Source organism: Streptomyces sp. (genome assembly GCF_035563135.1).
GTDB lineage: Bacteria > Actinomycetota > Actinomycetes > Streptomycetales > Streptomycetaceae > Streptomyces.
In genome coordinates, this window is record NZ_DATMVN010000332.1 from 1 (window position 1) to 18,382 (window position 18,382).

Here is an 18,382-nt window from a genome sequence, read left to right on the forward strand (position 1 = left end):
TGGGCGGTGGGCGGCCTGGCACTCCTGGTGGTCCCGGCACTCCGGGAAGCGGGATGGCCGGTCTTCCTCGCCGTGGTGTCCGCCCTCGCCCTGGGCTCGCTCGCCCTCCACGGGAGCCGCAGCTGGCCGGGTGTGCTGCTCGGATCCCTGGGCCTGTTCCCCTCGGTGGCGGCCGGTGTGCGCTGGGGGTGGCGCGGGGTGCGCGACCGCGCCGACGACTCCCGGGGCCGGGTGCGCACCGTGGTGCGCACCACGGCGGCAGCTGTCGTGCTGCTCATCGTTTTCGGTGCGCTCTTCGCCTCCGCGGACGCCGCCTTCGCCGACCTGCTGGGCAGCCTCACCCCCGACGTCTCGGTCGGTGACAGCCCCTGGCGCGTCTTCCTCTTCGCACTCGGACTCCTGGGAGCACTCGCCGCCGCGTACAGTGCCGCGGCGCCGGTGCGCTGGGACAGCGTCACAGTCCGGCCGGGCAGAGCCCGGAACAGGGCGGAGTGGGCACTTCCGCTGATCGTGCTCAACCTGCTCTTCGCGGCCTTCATCGGGCTCCAGCTCGCCGTTCTTCTCGGCGGGTACGACAAGGTCCTGGAAGAGACGGGCCTGCTGCCCGCCGAGTACGCCCGGCAGGGCTTCTGGCAACTCCTCTGGGCCACCCTGCTGACGCTGCTCGTCATCGCGCTCGCCCTGCGCTGGGCCCCGCGGGGCGGGCCACGCGACCGGATCCTGGTCCGGAGCGTTCTCGGTGCTCTGTGCGTACTCACGCTCGTCGTGGTCGCCTCCGCGCTGCGTCGTATGGACCTCTACGTGGAGGCCTTCGGGCTGACCCGGCTGCGGATCTCGGTGGCCGCCGTAGAGCTCTGGCTCGGAGTGGTGCTCGTCCTCATCCTCGCCGCCGGCGTCTTCGGCGCCAGGCTGCTGCCCCGCGCGATCGCCGTGAGCGCGGCCGTCGGTGTGCTGGCCTTCGGTCTCGTCTCGCCCGACGGGCTGATCGCCGAGCAGAACGTCCAGAGGTACCGCAGTGACCGAACGATCGACATCGACTACCTCAAGGGGCTCTCCGCAGATGCCGTACCGGCCCTGAACACACTGCCGGAACCGCTGAGGTCCTGTGCGCTGGAGGACTTCCGGCGTGACCTCGCCCTCCAGGACGCCCCGTGGTACTCCTCCAGCTGGGGCGAGGTCAGGGCGCGGGAGATCCTCGAGGAGTATCCCGCACAGCACCAGGCAACCGGGTGCCACGGGCTCGGCCAGGGAACCGATGGGCGGGAGGGGTACGAGGAAGGGGACTCCTACGACCCGTACTGAGCGGGCCTTCCCGGAGACCGGGCCGACGATCTCCGGCCCGCCCGGCCCGGCCCGCCCGGCCTGCGGGTCGGAGCCACCGCTGTTCCCGTGCACGGGGATGAGGGCCCCGGAGGACCGAGCAGCCGGGCGCCCGACGTCCGGACCCGGCGGGAGCGTTCGGCGCACCTGCTCGTGCAGGAAGGCCAGGCGGGAGATCAGTCGTTCGCTCCTGCAATGCAAATCTGAGGGAGTGATCCCGGAGGGCGGCCCGGGAGAGGGTGCCGGCCGCCCGCTGTGCTCTTGCGGGTATCGCTCCGCCGTTTGTCCGGGCAGCGTGAGCTCCGCTTCACCGCACGAGTCGCGAAAGCGCCGGACATCGTTCGAGCGGTGGTGGCGTTTCGTGTCGAGTGTGCGGAAGCGAAGCACCGGACGGGGGCGCCCTCGGCCGGCCGGCAAGGCCATGGTGCCGTCCTTCCTCTTCCGTGGTCCTCCCCGGTCCTCCCCGCGCGCCGGCCCGTGGTCCTCCGGACGAGGCCGGACACCTGCCGGACCGCCGGACGGTGCCCCGGGGTGTTCTTGCCGTGCCCGTCGGCGTACCCTGGCAGGCGCCATGCCGTACGAACCACCCACGCACACCGTCGAGCGCTCGCTGCGCGCCACAACCGGTGCCAGAACCGTCGCCGGTGTCGACGAGGTCGGACGCGGAGCGTGGGCCGGCCCCGTCACCGTGTGTGCTGCCGTCACCGGTCTCCGCAGACCCCCTGAGGGCCTCACCGACTCCAAGCTGATCAGTCCCAAGCGCCGGGCGGAGCTCGCCCCGACGCTCGAGAAGTGGGTGACGGCTTACGGGGTGGGGCACGCGTCGCCGCTGGAGATCGATGATCTCGGCATGACCGCGGCGCTTCGCCTCGCGGCCGTCAGGGCGCTCGAATTGCTGCCCGTGCGGCCGGACGCCGTGATCCTCGACGGCAAGCACGACTACCTGGGGCCGCCCTGGAACGTCCGCACCGTGATCAAGGGCGACCAGTCCTGCATCGCCGTTGCCGCGGCCTCGGTGATCGCCAAGGTCCGCCGGGACACGATGATGGCCGAACTGGGTTCGGACACGGGGCAGTACGCGGACTTCGCCTTCGGTGCGAACGCCGGCTATCCGTCACCGGTACACCGGGCCGCGCTGGAGGAGCGGGGGCCTACGCCTCACCATCGCCTCAGCTGGGCCTACCTCGACGCGCTGCCCCAGTGGCAGCACCTGAAGAAGGTCCGCTTCTCCGCAGAGGCGGCCGCACCGGAAAGCGGGGGCCAGCTCGGCTTCGACTTCTGATCGCACAGGCGCACCCACCCGCCGGCGCATTCCGTGTCGGCTGTGAACAGACCACCATTCATGCCTCTCATCACCGAGGAGCCTCAGATTCCCGAGAGCGCCCAGGGTCCCCGCGTCACTCCGGCCGCCGGCCGCACCGCGCCGACCCCCCGTCCCGTACCTGGCCCACGTTCCGCGGCCACCCCGCGTCCCGGTAACCCGGGCCGCGGCCCCGCGCGCCCCGCGCCCCCGGCGCAGCGCCCGCGCCCCACATCCGCCACCCCTGCTGCTCCGGCTCCTGCCGGGCGGAAACTGCCGGAAGGACGCTCCGCAGCGCAGTTCCAGCTGATTCCGGCTCCGGCCGACGCCGCGATCGAGGCTGCCGAAGAGGCCGTCGACCTGCTGCTCGACTCCGGGCGGGCCCCTGGCGACATCCTGGTGCTCACCACCGGCGAACTGCACCCCTGGGCCGCTCACGAACTCTCCTTCGGAGAGGCCGCGTACTGGTCCCAGCACGACGCGGGTGACGACGTCTTCTTCGCTTCCACCGCCGGCCGTTGGGCGTCCCGGGCCGTGGTCGTCGTCGCGGTCAACGGCGACCTCGACGACACGGCTGCCCGAGCGCTGTCCGACGTCCGGGAGCGTGCCGGTGTGCTGCTGATCGTGTGCGGAGACCCGCAGGCCGTCAATTCCGCGCTCGGCGCGGGAGTCTGAGGCGTACGTCCGTGGGTCCCGGACGCCCGTCATGGGCGTCCGGGACCCACGTCCCGTTTCACCGGGCTGCGCTCCGGCGCAGTGCCTCGGCTGCTCCGCCGCCGGTACGCAAGGGCATGGGGTCCTGGTCGGCCGAGGTGTCGGCCAGGGCCGAAGGCCTGGACAGCAGCGTCGGTCTGCGGCCGCCCCGGCCTTCGCCGAGAACCTGCCAGCCTCCGTGCGTGAGGGTGATGTAGGCCCCGCATCTGAGGCCGTGCAGTGTGCAGGCGTCCCTCAGCCCCCACATCCACGCCCCGTCCTCCTCGGTCCAGCGCTCGTCTCCCTCGCGGCAGTAGAGCAGGACCGCGGTACGCACCGGGGTACGGCGGCGCAGATCGTGCGGGATCACCCGGCGCAGATGTGCCAGCAGGGCGTTGCGGAACTCCCAGCCGTCCGCGGCCACGGTGGCCCGCCGGGCGAACGACGCGCTGGCGATGAGCCGTTCCTCATGGTCGAGGACGGCGACGACCGCGGTGGCGGGTGCCGGACGGTGCCGTGCGTGGAGGCCGCTGACGACCTCACGCGGACTGCGCAGCAGAGGGATGCCCGCCGCGGCCCATTCGGCCGGTTCGAGCATCCTGGCGACGTGGTTGGCGGAGCCCGCGGTCGCCGACAGTGAAGTGGCTGCGGACGGAGCGAATCCGAAGGTCACGATCCTCCCTTCGCTACGCGCCCACGGTGCGGGCAGGGTCGAGTGGGGGCGCGCCGCGGCACAGCCCTTCCGGGCCCGCGAAAAGACCGTGCGGGGAGCGACTCCAATTCTTCCTGTCGTATCGGCAGGCGGCAACGAGCAATTGGCGTGGCTGACGGGTATCTGACGGAATGACTCCTATATCCCTGCCCGCTCGGCGACGAATCAAGCCATCCGTCAGGCTTGGACTGCGAGGACCAGCGGAAACACACCCTCCGCCCCCGCTCGCCGCAGCAGCCTTGCCGCGACGGCCAGGGTCCAACCGGTGTCGGAGAGATCGTCCACGAGCAGGACGGGCCCTCCCGCGGCGGCGAGCGCCTCCGCCAGTGCGGGCTCGACGACGAGAGCTTCGTGCAACGCTCTCACCCGCTGGGCGCTGTTGGTCCGGGAGATCCTCAGGTCCTCGCTGCCCGGCGCGTAAGTGACCGTGCCCAGCAGGGGCATCCGACCCACTTCGGCGATACGGCTGCCGAGTGAGTGGACCAGCTGCGGCCTGTGGCGCGAGGCGACCGTGACGACACCCACCGGCCTGGGAGCTGCGTCCGGGGCTCCGGAGGCCCAGCCGCCGGGGCCCTTCGCCCAGTCGGCGATGACCGTGACCACCGCGCTCGACACGTCGTCGGGGACCGGGACGTCCTGCGCCTGCGCCGCGAGCAGCGGACGGAGCCTGTTGCCCCAGCCGATGTCCGAGAGCCTGCCGAGCGCCCGGCCGGGAAGAGCCAGTTCGCCCGCCGGGATGCGGCCCTTGAGATCGACCCCCACCGCGGAGAGCCCGGTGGGCCACATCTTGCGCGGCTCCACTTCCACCCCTGGCCGGCCGAGCTCTCCACGAGCCCCGTCGAGGGCGGCCGTGGAGACCTTGTCGTCGAAACGGGCGCCTGCGCAGTTGTCACAGCGTCCGCACGCGTCGGCCTCGTCGTCGTCCAGCTGCCGCCGGAGGAACTCCATACGGCATCCGGTCGCGGCGACGTAGTCGCGCATGGCCTGCTGTTCGGCGGCCCGCTGCCGCGCGACCCAGGCGTAGCGCTCGGAGTCGTACACCCAGGGCTCGCCCGTGGAGATCCAGCCGCCCTTCACCCGCTTCACCGCACCGTCGACGTCCAGCACCTTGAGCATCGTCTCGAGGCGGGTGCGCCGCAGGTCGACGAGAGGTTCCATGGCAGGCAGCGACAGGGGGCGGCCGGCCCGGGCGAGGACGTCGAGCGTCCGGCGGACCTGCTCCTCCGGAGGGAAGGCGACCGAGGCGAAGTACTCCCAGATGGCTTCGTCCTCCTTGCCCGGGAGCAGCAGGACCTCGGCGTGCTCGACTCCGCGCCCCGCCCGGCCGACCTGTTGGTAGTAGGCGATGGGCGAGGACGGTGATCCCACGTGCACGACGAAGCCGAGGTCGGGCTTGTCGAATCCCATGCCGAGCGCGGACGTGGCCACCAGGGCCTTGACCCGGTTGGCCAGGAGATCGTCCTCCGCCTGCTGCCGGTCGGCGTTCTCCGTCCGGCCGGTGTACGACGCGACCGGGTGGCCGCACTGGCGGAGATAGGCCGTGATCTCCTCGGCGGCCGCGACCGTGAGTGTGTAGATGATGCCCGAGCCCGGCAGCTCCCCGAGATGATCGCCCAGCCAGGCCAGACGGTGCGCGGCACCGGGCAGTCGCAGCACCCCGAGGCTGAGACTCTCGCGGTCGAGCGGACCCCGCAGCACCAGCGCGTCGGTGCCCGCCCCCGTGCCGAGCTGATCCGCGACGTCCGCGGTCACACGGGCATTGGCGGTGGCCGTCGTGGCGAGCACGGGGACACCCGCGGGCAGGTCGGCGAGCATGGTTCGCAGCCTTCGGTAGTCCGGCCGGAAATCATGGCCCCAGTCGGAGATGCAATGTGCCTCGTCGACCACCAGCAGACCCGTAGCAGCGGCAAGGCGTGGCAGCACCTGGTCCCGGAAATCGGGATTGTTGAGCCGCTCCGGGCTACACCCCTGGGAGGGCATTCAAATTCCAGGCGGATGTGGAGCCCTGACCTGCGTAAACGTGCTGTTCGGGGGTGGTCGTGGCGGGAGGGTCGGTCTCGTCCGTCCTTGATCGGCGTGTGCCTGTGGGCTGCTTGTGAGCGGGTGGTGACACGGGGTGGAGGCGTCGATTGTCGGTGGTATCGGGTTGCATGGGGGTATGGACACCCTGGAACTGCGTATTGAAGCCGACACCGTCCTTGCTGAGCTGGTCGGTGCCCCTGCGGGGTCTGCGCGGTTGCGGGAGGATCAGTGGCAGGCGGTGGCGGCCCTGGTGGAGGAGCGTCGTCGGGCGCTGGTGGTGCAGCGCACCGGGTGGGGAAAGTCGGCAGTGTATTTCGTGGCCACTGCTTTGCTGCGGCGGCGGGGTGCCGGCCCGACGGTGATCATTTCGCCGCTGTTGGCGTTGATGCGTAACCAGGTCGAGGCGGCGGCGCGTGCGGGAATTCAGGCGCGCACGATCAACTCGGCTAATCCGGAGGAGTGGGAGACGATCTACGGTGAGGTGGAGCGCGGGGAGACCGACGTTCTCCTGGTGAGCCCGGAGCGTCTCAATTCTGTGGATTTTCGTGATCAGGTGCTGCCGAAGCTCGCGGCGACGACCGGGCTCTTGGTGGTGGATGAGGCGCACTGCATTTCCGACTGGGGCCATGATTTCCGGCCGGACTACCGGCGGCTGCGCACCATGCTGGCGGGGCTGCCGACGGGTGTTCCGGTGCTTGCCACGACGGCCACGGCGAACGCCCGTGTGACTGCGGATGTGGCGGAGCAATTGGGCACCGGCGGCAAGGACGCTCTGGTGCTGCGGGGGCCGCTGGACCGGGAGAGTCTTCGCCTGGGGGTGCTGGAGTTGCCGAATGCGGCGCACCGGCTTGCGTGGCTGGGGGAGCGGCTTGGGGATTTGCAGGGTTCGGGGATCATTTACACGCTGACGGTGGCGGCGGCGGAAGAGGTCGCGGCGTTCTTGCGGCAGCGTGGATATCCGGTGGCTTCCTATACGGGGAAGACGGAGAACGCCGACCGGTTGCAGGCGGAGGAGGATCTGCTGGCGAACCGGGTCAAGGCGCTGGTCGCCACGTCCGCGCTCGGCATGGGATTCGACAAGCCGGACCTCGGCTTTGTGGTGCACCTGGGGTCGCCCTCATCCCCGATTGCTTATTACCAGCAGGTCGGACGTGCCGGGCGTGGTGTGGATCATGCGGATGTTTTGCTGCTGCCGGGGCGGGAGGACGAGGCGATCTGGGCGTATTTCGCTTCGGTGGGTTTCCCGCCCGAGGAGCAGGTGCGGCGCACCCTGGATGTCCTGGGGAGCGCGGGGCGTCCGTTGTCGTTGCCGGCCCTGGAGCCTTTGGTGGATCTTCGGCGTTCGCGTCTGGAGTCGATGCTGAAGGTCCTGGACGTGGACGGGGCGGTCAAGCGTGTGAAGGGCGGCTGGACCGCCACAGGGCAGCCGTGGGCGTATGACGCGGAGCGGTATGCCTGGGTTGCGAAGCAGCGGGCCGCGGAGCAGCAGGCCATGCGGGACTACGTGGCAACCACCGGCTGCCGTATGGAGTTCCTGCAACGGCAGCTCGATGACGAGAAGGCGGTCCCGTGCGGTCGCTGCGACAACTGCGCGGGCCCCTGGCTCGATCCCGCCGTCTCGCATTCGGCTCTCGCGGCGGCGGCGGGCGAGCTGGACCGGCCGGGCGTCGAGGTCGAGCCCCGCAAGATGTGGCCGACTGGCCTCGCCGCGGTCGGCATGGACCTCAAGGGCCGCATCCCGGCAGGCCAGCAAGCGGTGACCGGGCGGGCGCTGGGAAGGCTGTCGGACATCGGCTGGGGCAACCGCCTGCGCCCGCTCCTGTCCGCGCAGGCAGCAGACGGGCCGGTGCCGGACAACGTGCTGAACGCCGTGGTGACGGTGCTGGCGGACTGGGCCCGTTCGCCGGGCGGCTGGGCCAGCGGTCCTGACGGGGTGGCCCGGCCCGTCGGCATCGTGGCGATCCCATCCCGCACACGCCCTCAACTTGTCGGCTCCCTGGCCGAGGGAGTGGCCAGGGTCGGCCGGCTCCCGCTCCTGGGCAGCCTGGTCTACACCCCGCACGCCGACGAGCACACCGCGCACCGCAGCAATTCGGCCCAGCGGCTGCGCGCGCTCGCAGACTCGTTCACGGTGCCCGACGGGCTCGCCGCCGCTTTGGCCGCCACTCCTGGCCCGGTTCTGCTCGTCGATGACTACACCGATTCCGGCTGGACCCTCGCGGTGGGGGCACGCCTCCTGCGCCAAGCCGGAGCCGACCAAGTGCTCCCACTCGTCCTGGCGCTCGCCGGATAGCCGCTATGTGGACTCTCGAAGATTGCTGCTGCCGAGGGCCGGGCTTCGACCTTGGCCTCCACACTCGCGATGAAGCGGACCGATGAGAGGTTGAGTCCTTCCCGGGGCATTCGGGTGTGACCATCCAGCTTGGTGTGGCTGGCGGAACACCTCCGCGTACGCGGAGCGAACCCGGGCGTGTACGTCGAGGACGACATGCACGACGGAACATCTCCGCGCAGGCGGAGATCGCCCGAGATCGAGTCGGCACGCTGAGCACCCTGCCCGGTCTGCTCCGCGCACGCGGCGATTGCTAATAGGGCAGGATCTTCCTTGATCCGCTCGTGGGATACGCGCCCGTGGAGATCACCCGGACGGCATAGGCCCCGGATGAGCGAAGATGATGCAGCAGTCCCTTCGACCTGCTTTTTCGCAGGTCAAGTACGGGTTTCTGGCCCGGTGAGGGGCGTGGTTGTGCGGGGTTATTGCCGTCGCTACTGCCGTCAGGCGGTTCAGCCCAGGTACGGCTTCTCGCGCTGTTCCAGGAAGTGCTGGAGCCTGAATCGTTGGGTGTGGTGCATCGGCAGCTGTTCGATCCCTTCCGGCGGTACAAACCGGAGTTCGGTGGACTCGTCCGAGATCTCCAGTTGGCCGCTGGTAATACGGGCGGTGAAGCAGACGTTGAACTGGCGGCGGACCTCGCCGTCGGTGTAGGCGGTGATGTGTTTCGGGTCGGTGTAGGTGCCGACCAGGCCGGTGATCTCCACGTCGAGGCCGGTCTCTTCCTTGACCTCGCGGACGGCCGTGCCGGGCAGGGAGTCGGTGAACTCCATGCCGCCTCCGGGCAGGGCCCACAGGTCATTGTCGCGGCGGCGCTGGAGGAGGATGCGCCCGCGGTCGTCGGTGACGACGGCAGAGGCGGCGACGACCATGCTGTTCGGCATGGGCGCGTTCGGGTCGTCGTAGTACTCGGTGCGGGCCACGGTCAGCCTTCCTCTCGTACGGGGGTCGCTGTCGTCCACACGGCGTCGAAGCTCTCGGCGTAGGTGTCGCACCTTCCTCGACGGACTCCGCACCACCTGCCAGTGCTGCACCCAGAACCGGGACGTTGTTCGGCGGTCCTGCTGCGCCATCGGCCAGTGCTGCGATAAGCGCTTGCCGCCGCTGACCGTGACGTACGTCCACGCAGTCCTCAAGTCCGCCCTGGAACACGCCGTCCGCGAGGACGAACTCCCGCGCAACGTCGCCCGCAACGTCAAGACGACCACGCCCCGCCCCCGGCGTTTCCAGCCCTTCACCGCCGCCGAAGCCCGGTGGTTCCTCCAGACGGCCGCCGATGACCATCTGCACGCCCTGTACGAACTCGCCCTGCGCACCGGGCTCCGCAAGGGCGAACTCCTCGGCCTCCACTGGAAAGACCTCGACCTCGACCTCGACCTCGACAGCGGCACCGCCACCATCCACCGCTCCCTCCAGCGCACCCGCACCCAGGGCCTGACCGTCCTGCACACCAAGACCCTCGCCTCCGAACGCCGCATCGCCCTCCCCACCGAATGCATCAACTCCCTCAAGCTCCACCAGGAACAGCAGCAGGAAGAACGGCAGGAAGCCGGACGAGGCTGGACGGACAACGGGCTCGTCTTCACCACCCCGAACGGCAAGCCGCTCGACCTCGGCAACCTCACCCGCCGCTTCCGCCGCCTCCTTCACAAGGCCGGGCTCCGTACAATCCGCTTCCACGACCTCTGCCACTTGACCGCCACCCTCCTCCTGGAACAGGGCGTCGTCATCAAGGAACTCCTCGGACACGCCCACATCGGCGTCACCGCCGGCGTCTACGCCCACGTCCGGCTCCGCCTCCAGCGCCAGGCCATCGACACCCTCGGCGACGCCCTCGCCCCGCGCGGCGACACCCCCGACAACCCGCCCACTGCTGCCGTCGTCCGCTGACGTTGCCGTCAAACGGCCCGAGGGCCCCCTCCGCACAGAAGCGCGGAGGGGGCCCTCTTCTGGGCAACGGCTACCCAACCTCCCATTAGGAATGACCTAGCGGAAAATTCTCGACGAGCGCCACCTAAACGTCGGCGGCAGGCCCTGAACCGTCCATACCGATCAATTCCGGCCGCTTCTCAAGAGAGCCCCAGTCGAGGATCTCGCGAAGCTTCCGAGACAGATTTTCTTCGTCGACCTGGGCTTCGCTCAGGTTCACTTCAACAGGCGTCGAGATCTCAAGAATCTCCGCATCCTCAGCAGTGAATTCCAGCGCGAGAACCAGATTGGAAAACCGCACGCTCCGAAGGCAACCGTAGACGGTGAAGCCTCGCTCAGTAGAGACGTTATAGGAATCCATTCCAGACTGGACTTCCTGCTCATCAGGCTCATACGTGGATCGCTGAATTGAGAACGATCGCGGGACGCCAGCCTCATCCACTCCGGCAAGTCCCACCTCAAGGGCCTCTTCGTCCTCGTAATCCTCGAAGAACCCAACCTCTGTGGCAGTCAATCTCATCATTATCGCCTCCTCCTTCCAGCTGTCCATGACCCAGCCCCCTTGGCACCAGACCATTCGTATGTGACCGAAACTCCCAACTCGTTGACCATGCGGTTCATCGCACCCTTGCATCGCGAGCAAGGGGGGAGCTGGCCTTGCATCTTAACCGAATCACCAGCACTCAACGGGAACTTACCGGCGAAGGGGTCGTTCGGGAGCGAAACCTTTGGCCCTGTGGAAGCACCCGCCATGCGCGAGAATCGATGCTCCGTGTGCGTGAAAGCCGAGTTGTTTGGATATCCGAGCGAAGCCTCTTCAGGCGTCATGTCGCCGCTCTCTAGCGAGATATCGCTCTTACTTCCATCTGACGACGTCACGGAGATATCGCACATGTGCCCGCTGCCACCAGTGTTGTGAACCAGGACCGGAGTAGCCCCCGCCAGCACATAGTACGTGTGTGTGTCGGTGATGGTCAGGTTGTGGACCGTCGCCACTTCGCTGTGCCGACGGACACTTGTGACCTCCGCCGCGGTGCCTTCCGCGGTCTGGAGGTGCAGACCTGGGAACAGATCTGTCGCACTAAGCCAGGTGCCGAGAGCGGGGGCCCAGAACGGGTGACCGTCCGTGGCGGTCACCGATACCTTTTTTAGGCGCCCGCCCTGGCGCTGCGCGAGTGTGATTTCGGCGAGTTTCTTGGTGCCCTTGCCGATGATGGTGGCAGAGGCGGTCTGGACAGACTTCTTCCCCGTCTTGGGGTCGGTGGCGATTATTTTGTCGCCGACCTTGACCTTACTGATGGGCTTTTTGGAGCCGTTGCTCATCAGGACCGGGGTCGACGGGACGAAGCTGTTGCTGGTGGCACAGGTCACGGCATTGGGCTTCGTGCGCTGCGCCGGTTTGGTGACCTGGGACGGCCTCGGCTTGGGTCTGGCCGCCGCGCTGGGTTTGGCGGAGGGCCGGGATCGGGCTGCTGCCTTTCGGGCCGCGGCTCGTCGTGCCTGTTGGCGTCGGGCCTCTGCGCGCTGTGCTTCCGCGCGCTTGCGTGCGGCGGCCTGCCTGAGCGCCGCGCGTTTGTTCGCCGCTGCCTGCGCGGCGGCTCGTTTGGCCGCCCGAGCCTGGGCCGCTGCCATTTCCCGGGCCATCTTGCGTGCTGCGGCGGCTTCTGCCGCCGCACGGCGGAGTGCCGCGAGGCGTCGGGCCCTTTCTTCCGCCTTCCGCTTTGCTTCCGCGGCCCTCCTCCGCGCTTCGGCGATGCGCCGCTGCCGTTCCCGTTCCTGTCGTTCTCGCCACTGCTGCATCAGCCATTGCTGGAGCCAGCTGCCCAGAGCGTTGGCACCCTCGCCTCTGTCGTGGCCGGGGGGCCCGTAGCCGCCGCCCTTGCCCTTGCTGTAGGACAGGCCGTCGGGGTCGGAGAAGGTGGCGGGGGCGTTGTTGCTGTAGGAGTACGGGTTCATCGTGCTGGTCCGGCCGTAGCCGACCAGCGGGTCGACGGAGATGAAGCGGCCGGTGATGGGATCGTAGTCGCGGGCGCCGAGCCGGGTGAGACCGGTGTCGGGGTCCACGGTGCCGCCGACGAATCCGCGCATGCCTGGCCAGGGGGAGGGCTGGGCGCCCCGGTCCTCGCCGAACGGCATGGACTTGCGGCGAGTGACCCGCATGTCCGTGCTCGCCATGTCGACACTGGTGGTGGAGGTGCCGTGGTGGTCGGAGAGCAGCAACTGGCGTCCGCCTCCGGTGGAGCGCACGGTGGTGGCTCCGTCGGGGTGGGCATAGAAGCGCTCGGCGGTCCTGGTCAGTCCGTCGGTCTTCAGGGTGACCTCCACCTCGCCGAGGTAGAGGGTCTTGGAACCGTCGGAGTCCGTGCGCACCAGCCGCTCACCGGACGCGTCGTAGAGGTATCCGGTGCTCTTGGTGCCGCCGCCCTCGATCGGTTCGGTCACCTTGCGAAGTTGTCCTTCGACGTCCCATTCCAGCGACTGGGTGGTCCCGTTGACCTGGCGGGTGGTGGTGTTGCCCGACTTGTCGTAGCCGAAGGTGCTGAGATTGGTGCCCTGCGGGCCGGTGGACTTGGCCTCGGCGAGGGCGTTGGGACCGCCGATCCCCGCCTTTCCGTAGGTGTAGGTGCGGGTGATGTCCTTGGCGGTGTCGCCGGCGGTGTCGTGTTCGGTGAGCCGGGTGCGGTTTCCGGCGGTGTCGAATGCGTAGGACTGCCAGTAGGGGTCGGGTCCGCCGACCGTGTCCTTGGAGGGGCCGGTGGTGCAGTCGTCGGTCTTGGCGGTCCAGGCCGAGGTCATCTGGCGGAGCTGGTCGTAGACGAAGCACTGGGTGTCCGTCTTGCCCGCGTCCGCCGCGGCCTCGCCGGGGGTGTCGCTGACCTTGGTGACGTTGCCGGCCTCGTCGTAGGAGTACCGGGTGTCCGTGATGCGTCCCGGCGTTACCGACCGGTCGAAGATGGACTGGGTCATGCGGCGGGTGAACTCGTCGTAGAAGTAGGTGCCGTACACCTTCTTCGTGGCCACGCCGCTGTCGGTGCGCAGTATCTCACCAAATGCGGAGTACTGGACGTCGTTCAGGTAGGAGGCGGCGCCGCGGATGGAGATCGGCAGGCCGTCGGAGTTGTACCAGAACGTGATGTGTTCGGCGGCCAGACCACCTACGGCCGGGACGTCGGACCATTCCAGCTTGCCTGTGGCGGTGTACTTGTTCTTGTAGGTGTAGGTGCCGCCGAAGCCGGTCTCCTCGGCCGGGATCGTGGTCGTCATGGCCGTCGGCCGGTAGGCGCTGTCGTACGCCGTGATCTCGTCACGGTAGGCGCGACCGTTGTCGTAGCGGATCGCTGCGGTGGGAAGTCCCTTGTAGAGGGTGTCGTAGGTCCACTCCAGGCGCTTGGGCCCGTCGGCGCTCCCTTCGCGCAGCGAGGTCTGGCGACCACCGTCGTCATAGGTGGGGACGAGGACGTTGCCGCGTGCGTCCTTCATCGAGATGACGTTGTCGGTGTTGTCGTACGCGATCTCGGTGCGTCCGGAGTCCGGGTCGGTCGACGCGGTCTGGCGTCCGCGGCTGTCGTACTCGAACGTCGTGGAACCGGTGGGCCCGGTGATCTTGGTGATCTGGTCGAGGGCGTCGTACTCGTAGGAGACGTCGCGCCACTCGCTGCGGTCCTGCTTGCTGTACTCACGCGTCCGGGCGAGGCGGCCCTCGGCGTCCATGAACTCGGTGGTGACGGTGCCGCCCTTCGGCGGCACGGTGGTCGTGGCGTCCCCGTCGTGTTCGGTGCTGGTCCGGGTCTGCTCGACGCCGCGGGCGTAGGTGACGGTGTGCGTGGGCTGGCCCAGGCCGTCGTAGAACGTGCGGGTCTGGGAGGGGACCTCCTGGTCGCCCACGGTGAGGAGGGCGGCGGCGGGTTCCTGGTCGTTGAAGTAGCCGTCGTTCTCCTTCCACGGGCGGCCGGCGGAGTCGTAGAACGTGTCGTTGACGATGCGTCCCGCTCCCGCGACGGCTTCGTCCTGCGTCTGCCGCTCGCGCAGCAGACCGTCCATGATCTCGTAGGAGACCGCGTACTCGCCGTTGTCCTTCAGGGCGCGGTTGGTGATGACGGTGGGGCCGTCGCGGCGGACGGCGTAGTCGAAGCTCGCGTTCGGGGTCTGGGTGGCCGGGTCGCGGCCGATGTTCCAGACCTTCAGCAGACGGCCGAGCGGGTCGTACTGCATCGTTGAGGACTTGCCGTTGGCGTCGGTCGTCTTCACCGGCAGCCCGCGTACGTCGTCGAACTCGGTCATCTCGGTGTGCAGCAGCGGGTCGGTCGTGACCGACGTGGCCGCCGGCACACGGGTCGCCGGGGTGGTGGTGACGCTGGTCTTACGGTTCTCGGCGTCCCAGGACGCGGTCTCGCGGCCATGGATGTCGTAGGTGGTCCTGTCGATGGTCAGGTAGCCGGTGCCGTCGGCGTCCAGCTCCTGGACCTCGGTGGCGAGCCCCTGGGTGGGCGCGGCGCCGAACGCCTTGCCGTCGTACAGCGTGCGGGTGTCCTCGACGACTTCCCCACCGGAGGAGTCACACGAGCCCAGCTTCGTGAGGTCCCTGGACACCGTCTCCAGCATATGCGCAGTGGTGTTGCGGACGTAACTGATCTTGCTGCAGTAGCGCTTCCCACCCCGGGTGGTCTCGTCGACCTGGGTCGGCAGACCGTAGGTGTCGTAGGAGGTGACCTCCTTGGACGTCCGCCAGGTGTCGCCCTTGACCCGCTCGCGGGTCGTGACCGTCTCGGGGTTGCCCATCCACGCCTGCAGCGGGGTGGTGCCGGCCCGCTTGCGCTCGGCGGTCTTGACCGCCCAGGCGGTGGTGAGCGTGGCGGTGTCGATGGGGCCGCCGTCGAACTCATAGGTGATCTGCTCGCGCAGTTGCCCCCGGTGCTGCGGGAGGTCCAGGGCGCTTCCGCCGGAACTGTCCGCCACCGACGCGGTGCGGGTCCCTGTGGGGAGTTTGTCTCCGTGCATACCGCGGAAGTAGCGCTTCTCCGTCAGCTCCCCGACATCGGTGCCAGTCCCGGTGCGGGTGCGGACGCGCTCGTAGCCGCGGTACTGCGACCAGGTGCGCTGCTTGTTCTCGGTGAACTCGCGGTCGTCGTAGGCCCAGGCCGGTGAGCCGATGAACTCGTAGGACGTGACCGTGTCCGGGCTGTCGGTGACCAGGTCGTCCTCGCGCACCTGGGTGGCCGTGTAGAGGTGGAACCAGTCCTGGAGGGGCTTGGTCGCGCCCTTGGGCATCCAGTACTGCGGGTAGCAGCGCAGGGTGTTGGTCTCGGGTGAGGCGGGCATCTTGCGCGGGGCGAGAGCCGAGCACTCCCGCGGTGAGTAGGTGACGCCGATGCGTCCGCCCGTCTCGGTGTCGATGGCGTGGATACGCATCCGGGAGAAGGGCGGCAGGCCCTCGACCCCGTCGACGCGGTTGTCCATCTGGGTGCCCGCGAAGCTCACCTTCGGCATGGACGCGGTGCCGTCGGCGCCGTACCCGGTGCGGGTGATGGACTCCAGCCACAGGGCGGGGGAGCTGCCGTCGCCGGTGGCCGGGTAGCTCTGCTCCAGGGCCCAGGAGTCAACGTTCTTGAGAGCGGATCCGGCGAGCACCTGGGTGCTGATCTTGGTCAGGCGCTTGGTGGACCAGAACGTCGGGGAGTACTTGTCGGTGCACTTCGCACCGGACACGCACTCCTGGTCCAGGGGCGTGTCGGGCCAGTACTTCGCGTTCGCGGTGGTCCGCTTGGACTCGGCGCAGTCGAAGGTGGAGGTCGGAACGCAGCGCTCAGCGGTGGTGAAGGTGGTGCGCCCGGCCGGCAGGACACCGAAGAGGGCGTCGCTGCGCAGCCCGTAGTCGATCCGCGCCAGGTCGGCGGAGCGCACGTAGGAGATCTGCTTCTCGGCGTTCATGTGCTGGCCGTAGAAGTTGGTGCGCTTGTTCCACCACAGGGTCATGGCGTCACCGAGCGGGTCGACGACGTAGTCCAGGTTCCAGCGGTATGCCTGCGCGCAGTCGGAGTCGGCGAACGCCGTGGCGTGGCAGGGCTCACCGGGATGGTTACCGAAGACCGGTACCGTCAGCGCGGAGTTGGTGCGCTGGGTGGTCGCTCCAGGGAGCTTGTTCAGGCCGAAGCTGTACTGGACGCCGTCGGTGCTGGTGATCAGCCAGTACTCGCCGTCCTTGGCGCCGTTGTCAGCGCCGGTGCGGCGCTCGACCCTGGTGCCGTCGTCGTCGGCGAGGCGCCACTCCTCCTTCGGGTTCTCCGTACTCGGCTCGTTCTTGACCAGCTCGGTGGTCTTGCCGTCCAGCGACATGACGACGTGGTCGGAGCCCCAGCACAGATCCGCAGTCTCACCCGAGTTGTTGGGTGCCTTGCCGTCGATCGCGGCCTTGTCGTCAGAGCAGGGTTGGTATCGGCGTTCGACGAAGCCGGGTTCGTAGTCCCAGCCTTCCGCAATCCACGATGATTGCCCGTTCGTGGAAGCAGTACGCCCGTCGACCGACTGCGAGGAGTAGGACAACTCCACCTCCGGCTCGGGGCCACCGGGCACCTCCGGTGACTCGATTCCGTAGGACCACGAGAATCCGCCGGCTGAGCTACCTCCTGACCAGTCGCCGGACGGAGACAGTGACGTCGCCTCGTGGCTTCCTCCCGGGCCTGACGCGGCGGCTACCGCCGCCAGGACCATCGGGGCACCGGTGCTGCGGGCAGTGGAGGCGTTCAGGTCGACGGTGGCGCTCACGGTGCCGGTGACCGGGTCGTTGTCGCCCCCCAGCTCGGCACGCGTGCGGCATTGCGACTTCTCAGGAGTCGTCAGAGCGCAGGCCGGGAGCTGGACCAGGTGCAGCCTGGATCCCCAGTCGGCACCGTAGGTGTCTTTCACGGCCGTGTAGTCAAGTTCGATCTCGACTGCGCCCGTGACGGCTTCGGCCTCGTTCGTGGCGGCCGGTGCCGCCGTGAACAGCATGCCCGTGACACCCGCCTTGCGGGCGTGACCCTGATCCTGGATCTCGACTCGTGCAACACCTCCCAGGGGTGCGGGCTGCGCGGTCCGCACGCTTCGGGCGGCCTTTGCTTCCCGCACCGTCGGTTGGGTCAGGCGTACCGGGCTGTCGTCGAGACCAGTGTCCGGTTCTCCCAATGACCGGGCTCGGCCCGAACTCAGGGTGTCCGTACGCGGCTTGCCGTTCTTCGACACCCGGACGGTGTAAGTGCCGGCCAGGTCTCCATCTCGGCGCGGTGTCCATTTCTTGGCGGCGTCATCCCGAATCGATTTGCGTTCGGGATGAAGGGAACGCCCAGGGATGGACGGATCGCGCTTCAGCTCCTCAAGTCGCATCTTGCCGGTGCCCGCAGCTGCTGGGTCCTCCGGTATGAAGCCGACGAACAGGGTGAGCAGCAGGGCGAGGGGTATGGATCTGCGCCAATGGCCGACATGACGTAGATAGTTGAGCACGTGTTGCACTTTTTGCACCTACTTGAGAAGCGAGAGGAACGCGTTAACGAGGGTGAGTAAACACGGGTTAAAGTTCACAGCCAAGCCAAAGGATCTTCACAGGAAGTCCCGAACAGAGGTAGGAACGGGCGAACGTGCCGAAAATATGTACGCGAAGATGGGCTCCCGCGAACCGAGCCGCCCGCAAGGCGCTTGCGATCGTGATCGCCGGGACTTCACTCGGTCTGGCGCCGCTGGGCTTGAATTCCGCTGCTGCCACCACCGATTCCGCCGGATCGGCACCCACCTCGGAGCGCGGCGCGCTGGAGGCGGCACGCCTGTCCGGAGAACCGGTCGAGATCCTGGCCGAGCGCTCGGAGACGAGCGAGACCCACGCCCTGCCGAACGGGAACCTGCGCCGTACGCAGCACAGCATGCCGGTCCGGGTGAAGCGTGAAGGCCGTTGGGAAGCGATCGACACCACCCTCACCCAGGTCGCCGGCCGCATCAGCCCCAAGGCGGCGGCCGGACATGTGACGTTCTCCGCAGGCGGCGACGACCCGCTGGTCGCGCTCACCGACCAGGGCCGGTCGGTGTCACTGAAGTGGCCCGCACCCCT

At 68.6% G+C, this 18,382-nt stretch carries 8 protein-coding genes and 3 pseudogenes; 6 read left to right on the forward strand and 5 right to left on the reverse strand.

The genetic code is table 11. The features are described 5' to 3' along the window. The 3 genes from VN520_RS14510 to VN520_RS14520 all read left to right on the forward strand — a co-directional run. A partial coding sequence (locus tag VN520_RS14510; protein WP_325747321.1) for a DUF4173 domain-containing protein occupies positions 1–1,302 on the forward strand: 1,302 nt, incomplete at its 5' end. 589 nt (positions 1,303–1,891) lie between these two features. Continuing rightward, positions 1,892–2,602 (forward strand): ribonuclease HII, encoded by a 711-nt coding sequence (locus VN520_RS14515; RefSeq protein ID WP_325747322.1) that lies wholly within the window; start codon positions 1,892–1,894, stop codon positions 2,600–2,602. Between the two features lie 60 nt (positions 2,603–2,662). Then, positions 2,663–3,295: a hypothetical protein gene (locus tag VN520_RS14520; RefSeq protein ID WP_325747323.1), complete on the forward strand. Its 633-nt coding sequence runs from the start codon at positions 2,663–2,665 to the stop codon at positions 3,293–3,295. A gap of 58 nt (positions 3,296–3,353) precedes the next feature. On the opposite strand, the gene VN520_RS14525 is transcribed toward VN520_RS14520, so the two are convergent. Both VN520_RS14525 and VN520_RS14530 read right to left on the reverse strand, forming a co-directional pair. Then, positions 3,354–3,986 (reverse strand): hypothetical protein, encoded by a 633-nt coding sequence (locus VN520_RS14525; RefSeq protein WP_325747324.1) that lies wholly within the window; start codon positions 3,984–3,986, stop codon positions 3,354–3,356. A gap of 216 nt (positions 3,987–4,202) precedes the next feature. Next, positions 4,203–5,987, reverse strand: a pseudogene (locus VN520_RS14530) (helicase-related protein); the annotation flags it as partial. A 196-nt stretch (positions 5,988–6,183) separates the two neighbouring features. Between VN520_RS14530 and VN520_RS14535 the strand changes: the two are divergent. Further along, entirely contained in the window at positions 6,184–8,340 is a 2,157-nt protein-coding gene (locus VN520_RS14535) for a RecQ family ATP-dependent DNA helicase (RefSeq protein ID WP_325747325.1), read from the forward strand. A 491-nt stretch (positions 8,341–8,831) separates the two neighbouring features. Here the strand turns inward: VN520_RS14535 and VN520_RS14540 are convergent, their stop codons facing one another. Then, positions 8,832–9,302 (reverse strand): NUDIX domain-containing protein, encoded by a 471-nt coding sequence (locus VN520_RS14540; protein ID WP_325747326.1) that lies wholly within the window; start codon positions 9,300–9,302, stop codon positions 8,832–8,834. On the opposite strand from VN520_RS14540, the pseudogene VN520_RS14545 reads away from it, so the two are divergent. Beyond that, positions 9,298–10,269: pseudogene (locus tag VN520_RS14545) on the forward strand (tyrosine-type recombinase/integrase); the annotation flags it as partial. The gene VN520_RS14540 and the pseudogene VN520_RS14545 sit on opposite strands and share 5 nt — an antisense overlap. Positions 10,270–10,393: 124 nt before the next feature. Here the strand turns inward: VN520_RS14545 and VN520_RS14550 are convergent. Together VN520_RS14550 and VN520_RS14555 are read right to left on the reverse strand one after the other, a co-directional pair. Beyond that, entirely contained in the window at positions 10,394–10,858 is a 465-nt protein-coding gene (locus tag VN520_RS14550) for an Imm10 family immunity protein (RefSeq protein ID WP_325747327.1), read from the reverse strand. Continuing rightward, on the reverse strand, positions 10,831–17,793 hold the full coding sequence (locus VN520_RS14555) for an RHS repeat-associated core domain-containing protein (RefSeq protein ID WP_325747328.1): 6,963 nt from the start codon (positions 17,791–17,793) through the stop codon (positions 10,831–10,833). Before VN520_RS14555 ends, VN520_RS14550 begins: the two co-directional genes overlap by 28 nt. A 191-nt stretch (positions 17,794–17,984) precedes the next feature. Here VN520_RS14555 and VN520_RS14560 point away from each other — a divergent pair. Beyond that, positions 17,985–18,382 (forward strand): annotated as a pseudogene (locus VN520_RS14560) (VCBS repeat-containing protein); the annotation flags it as partial.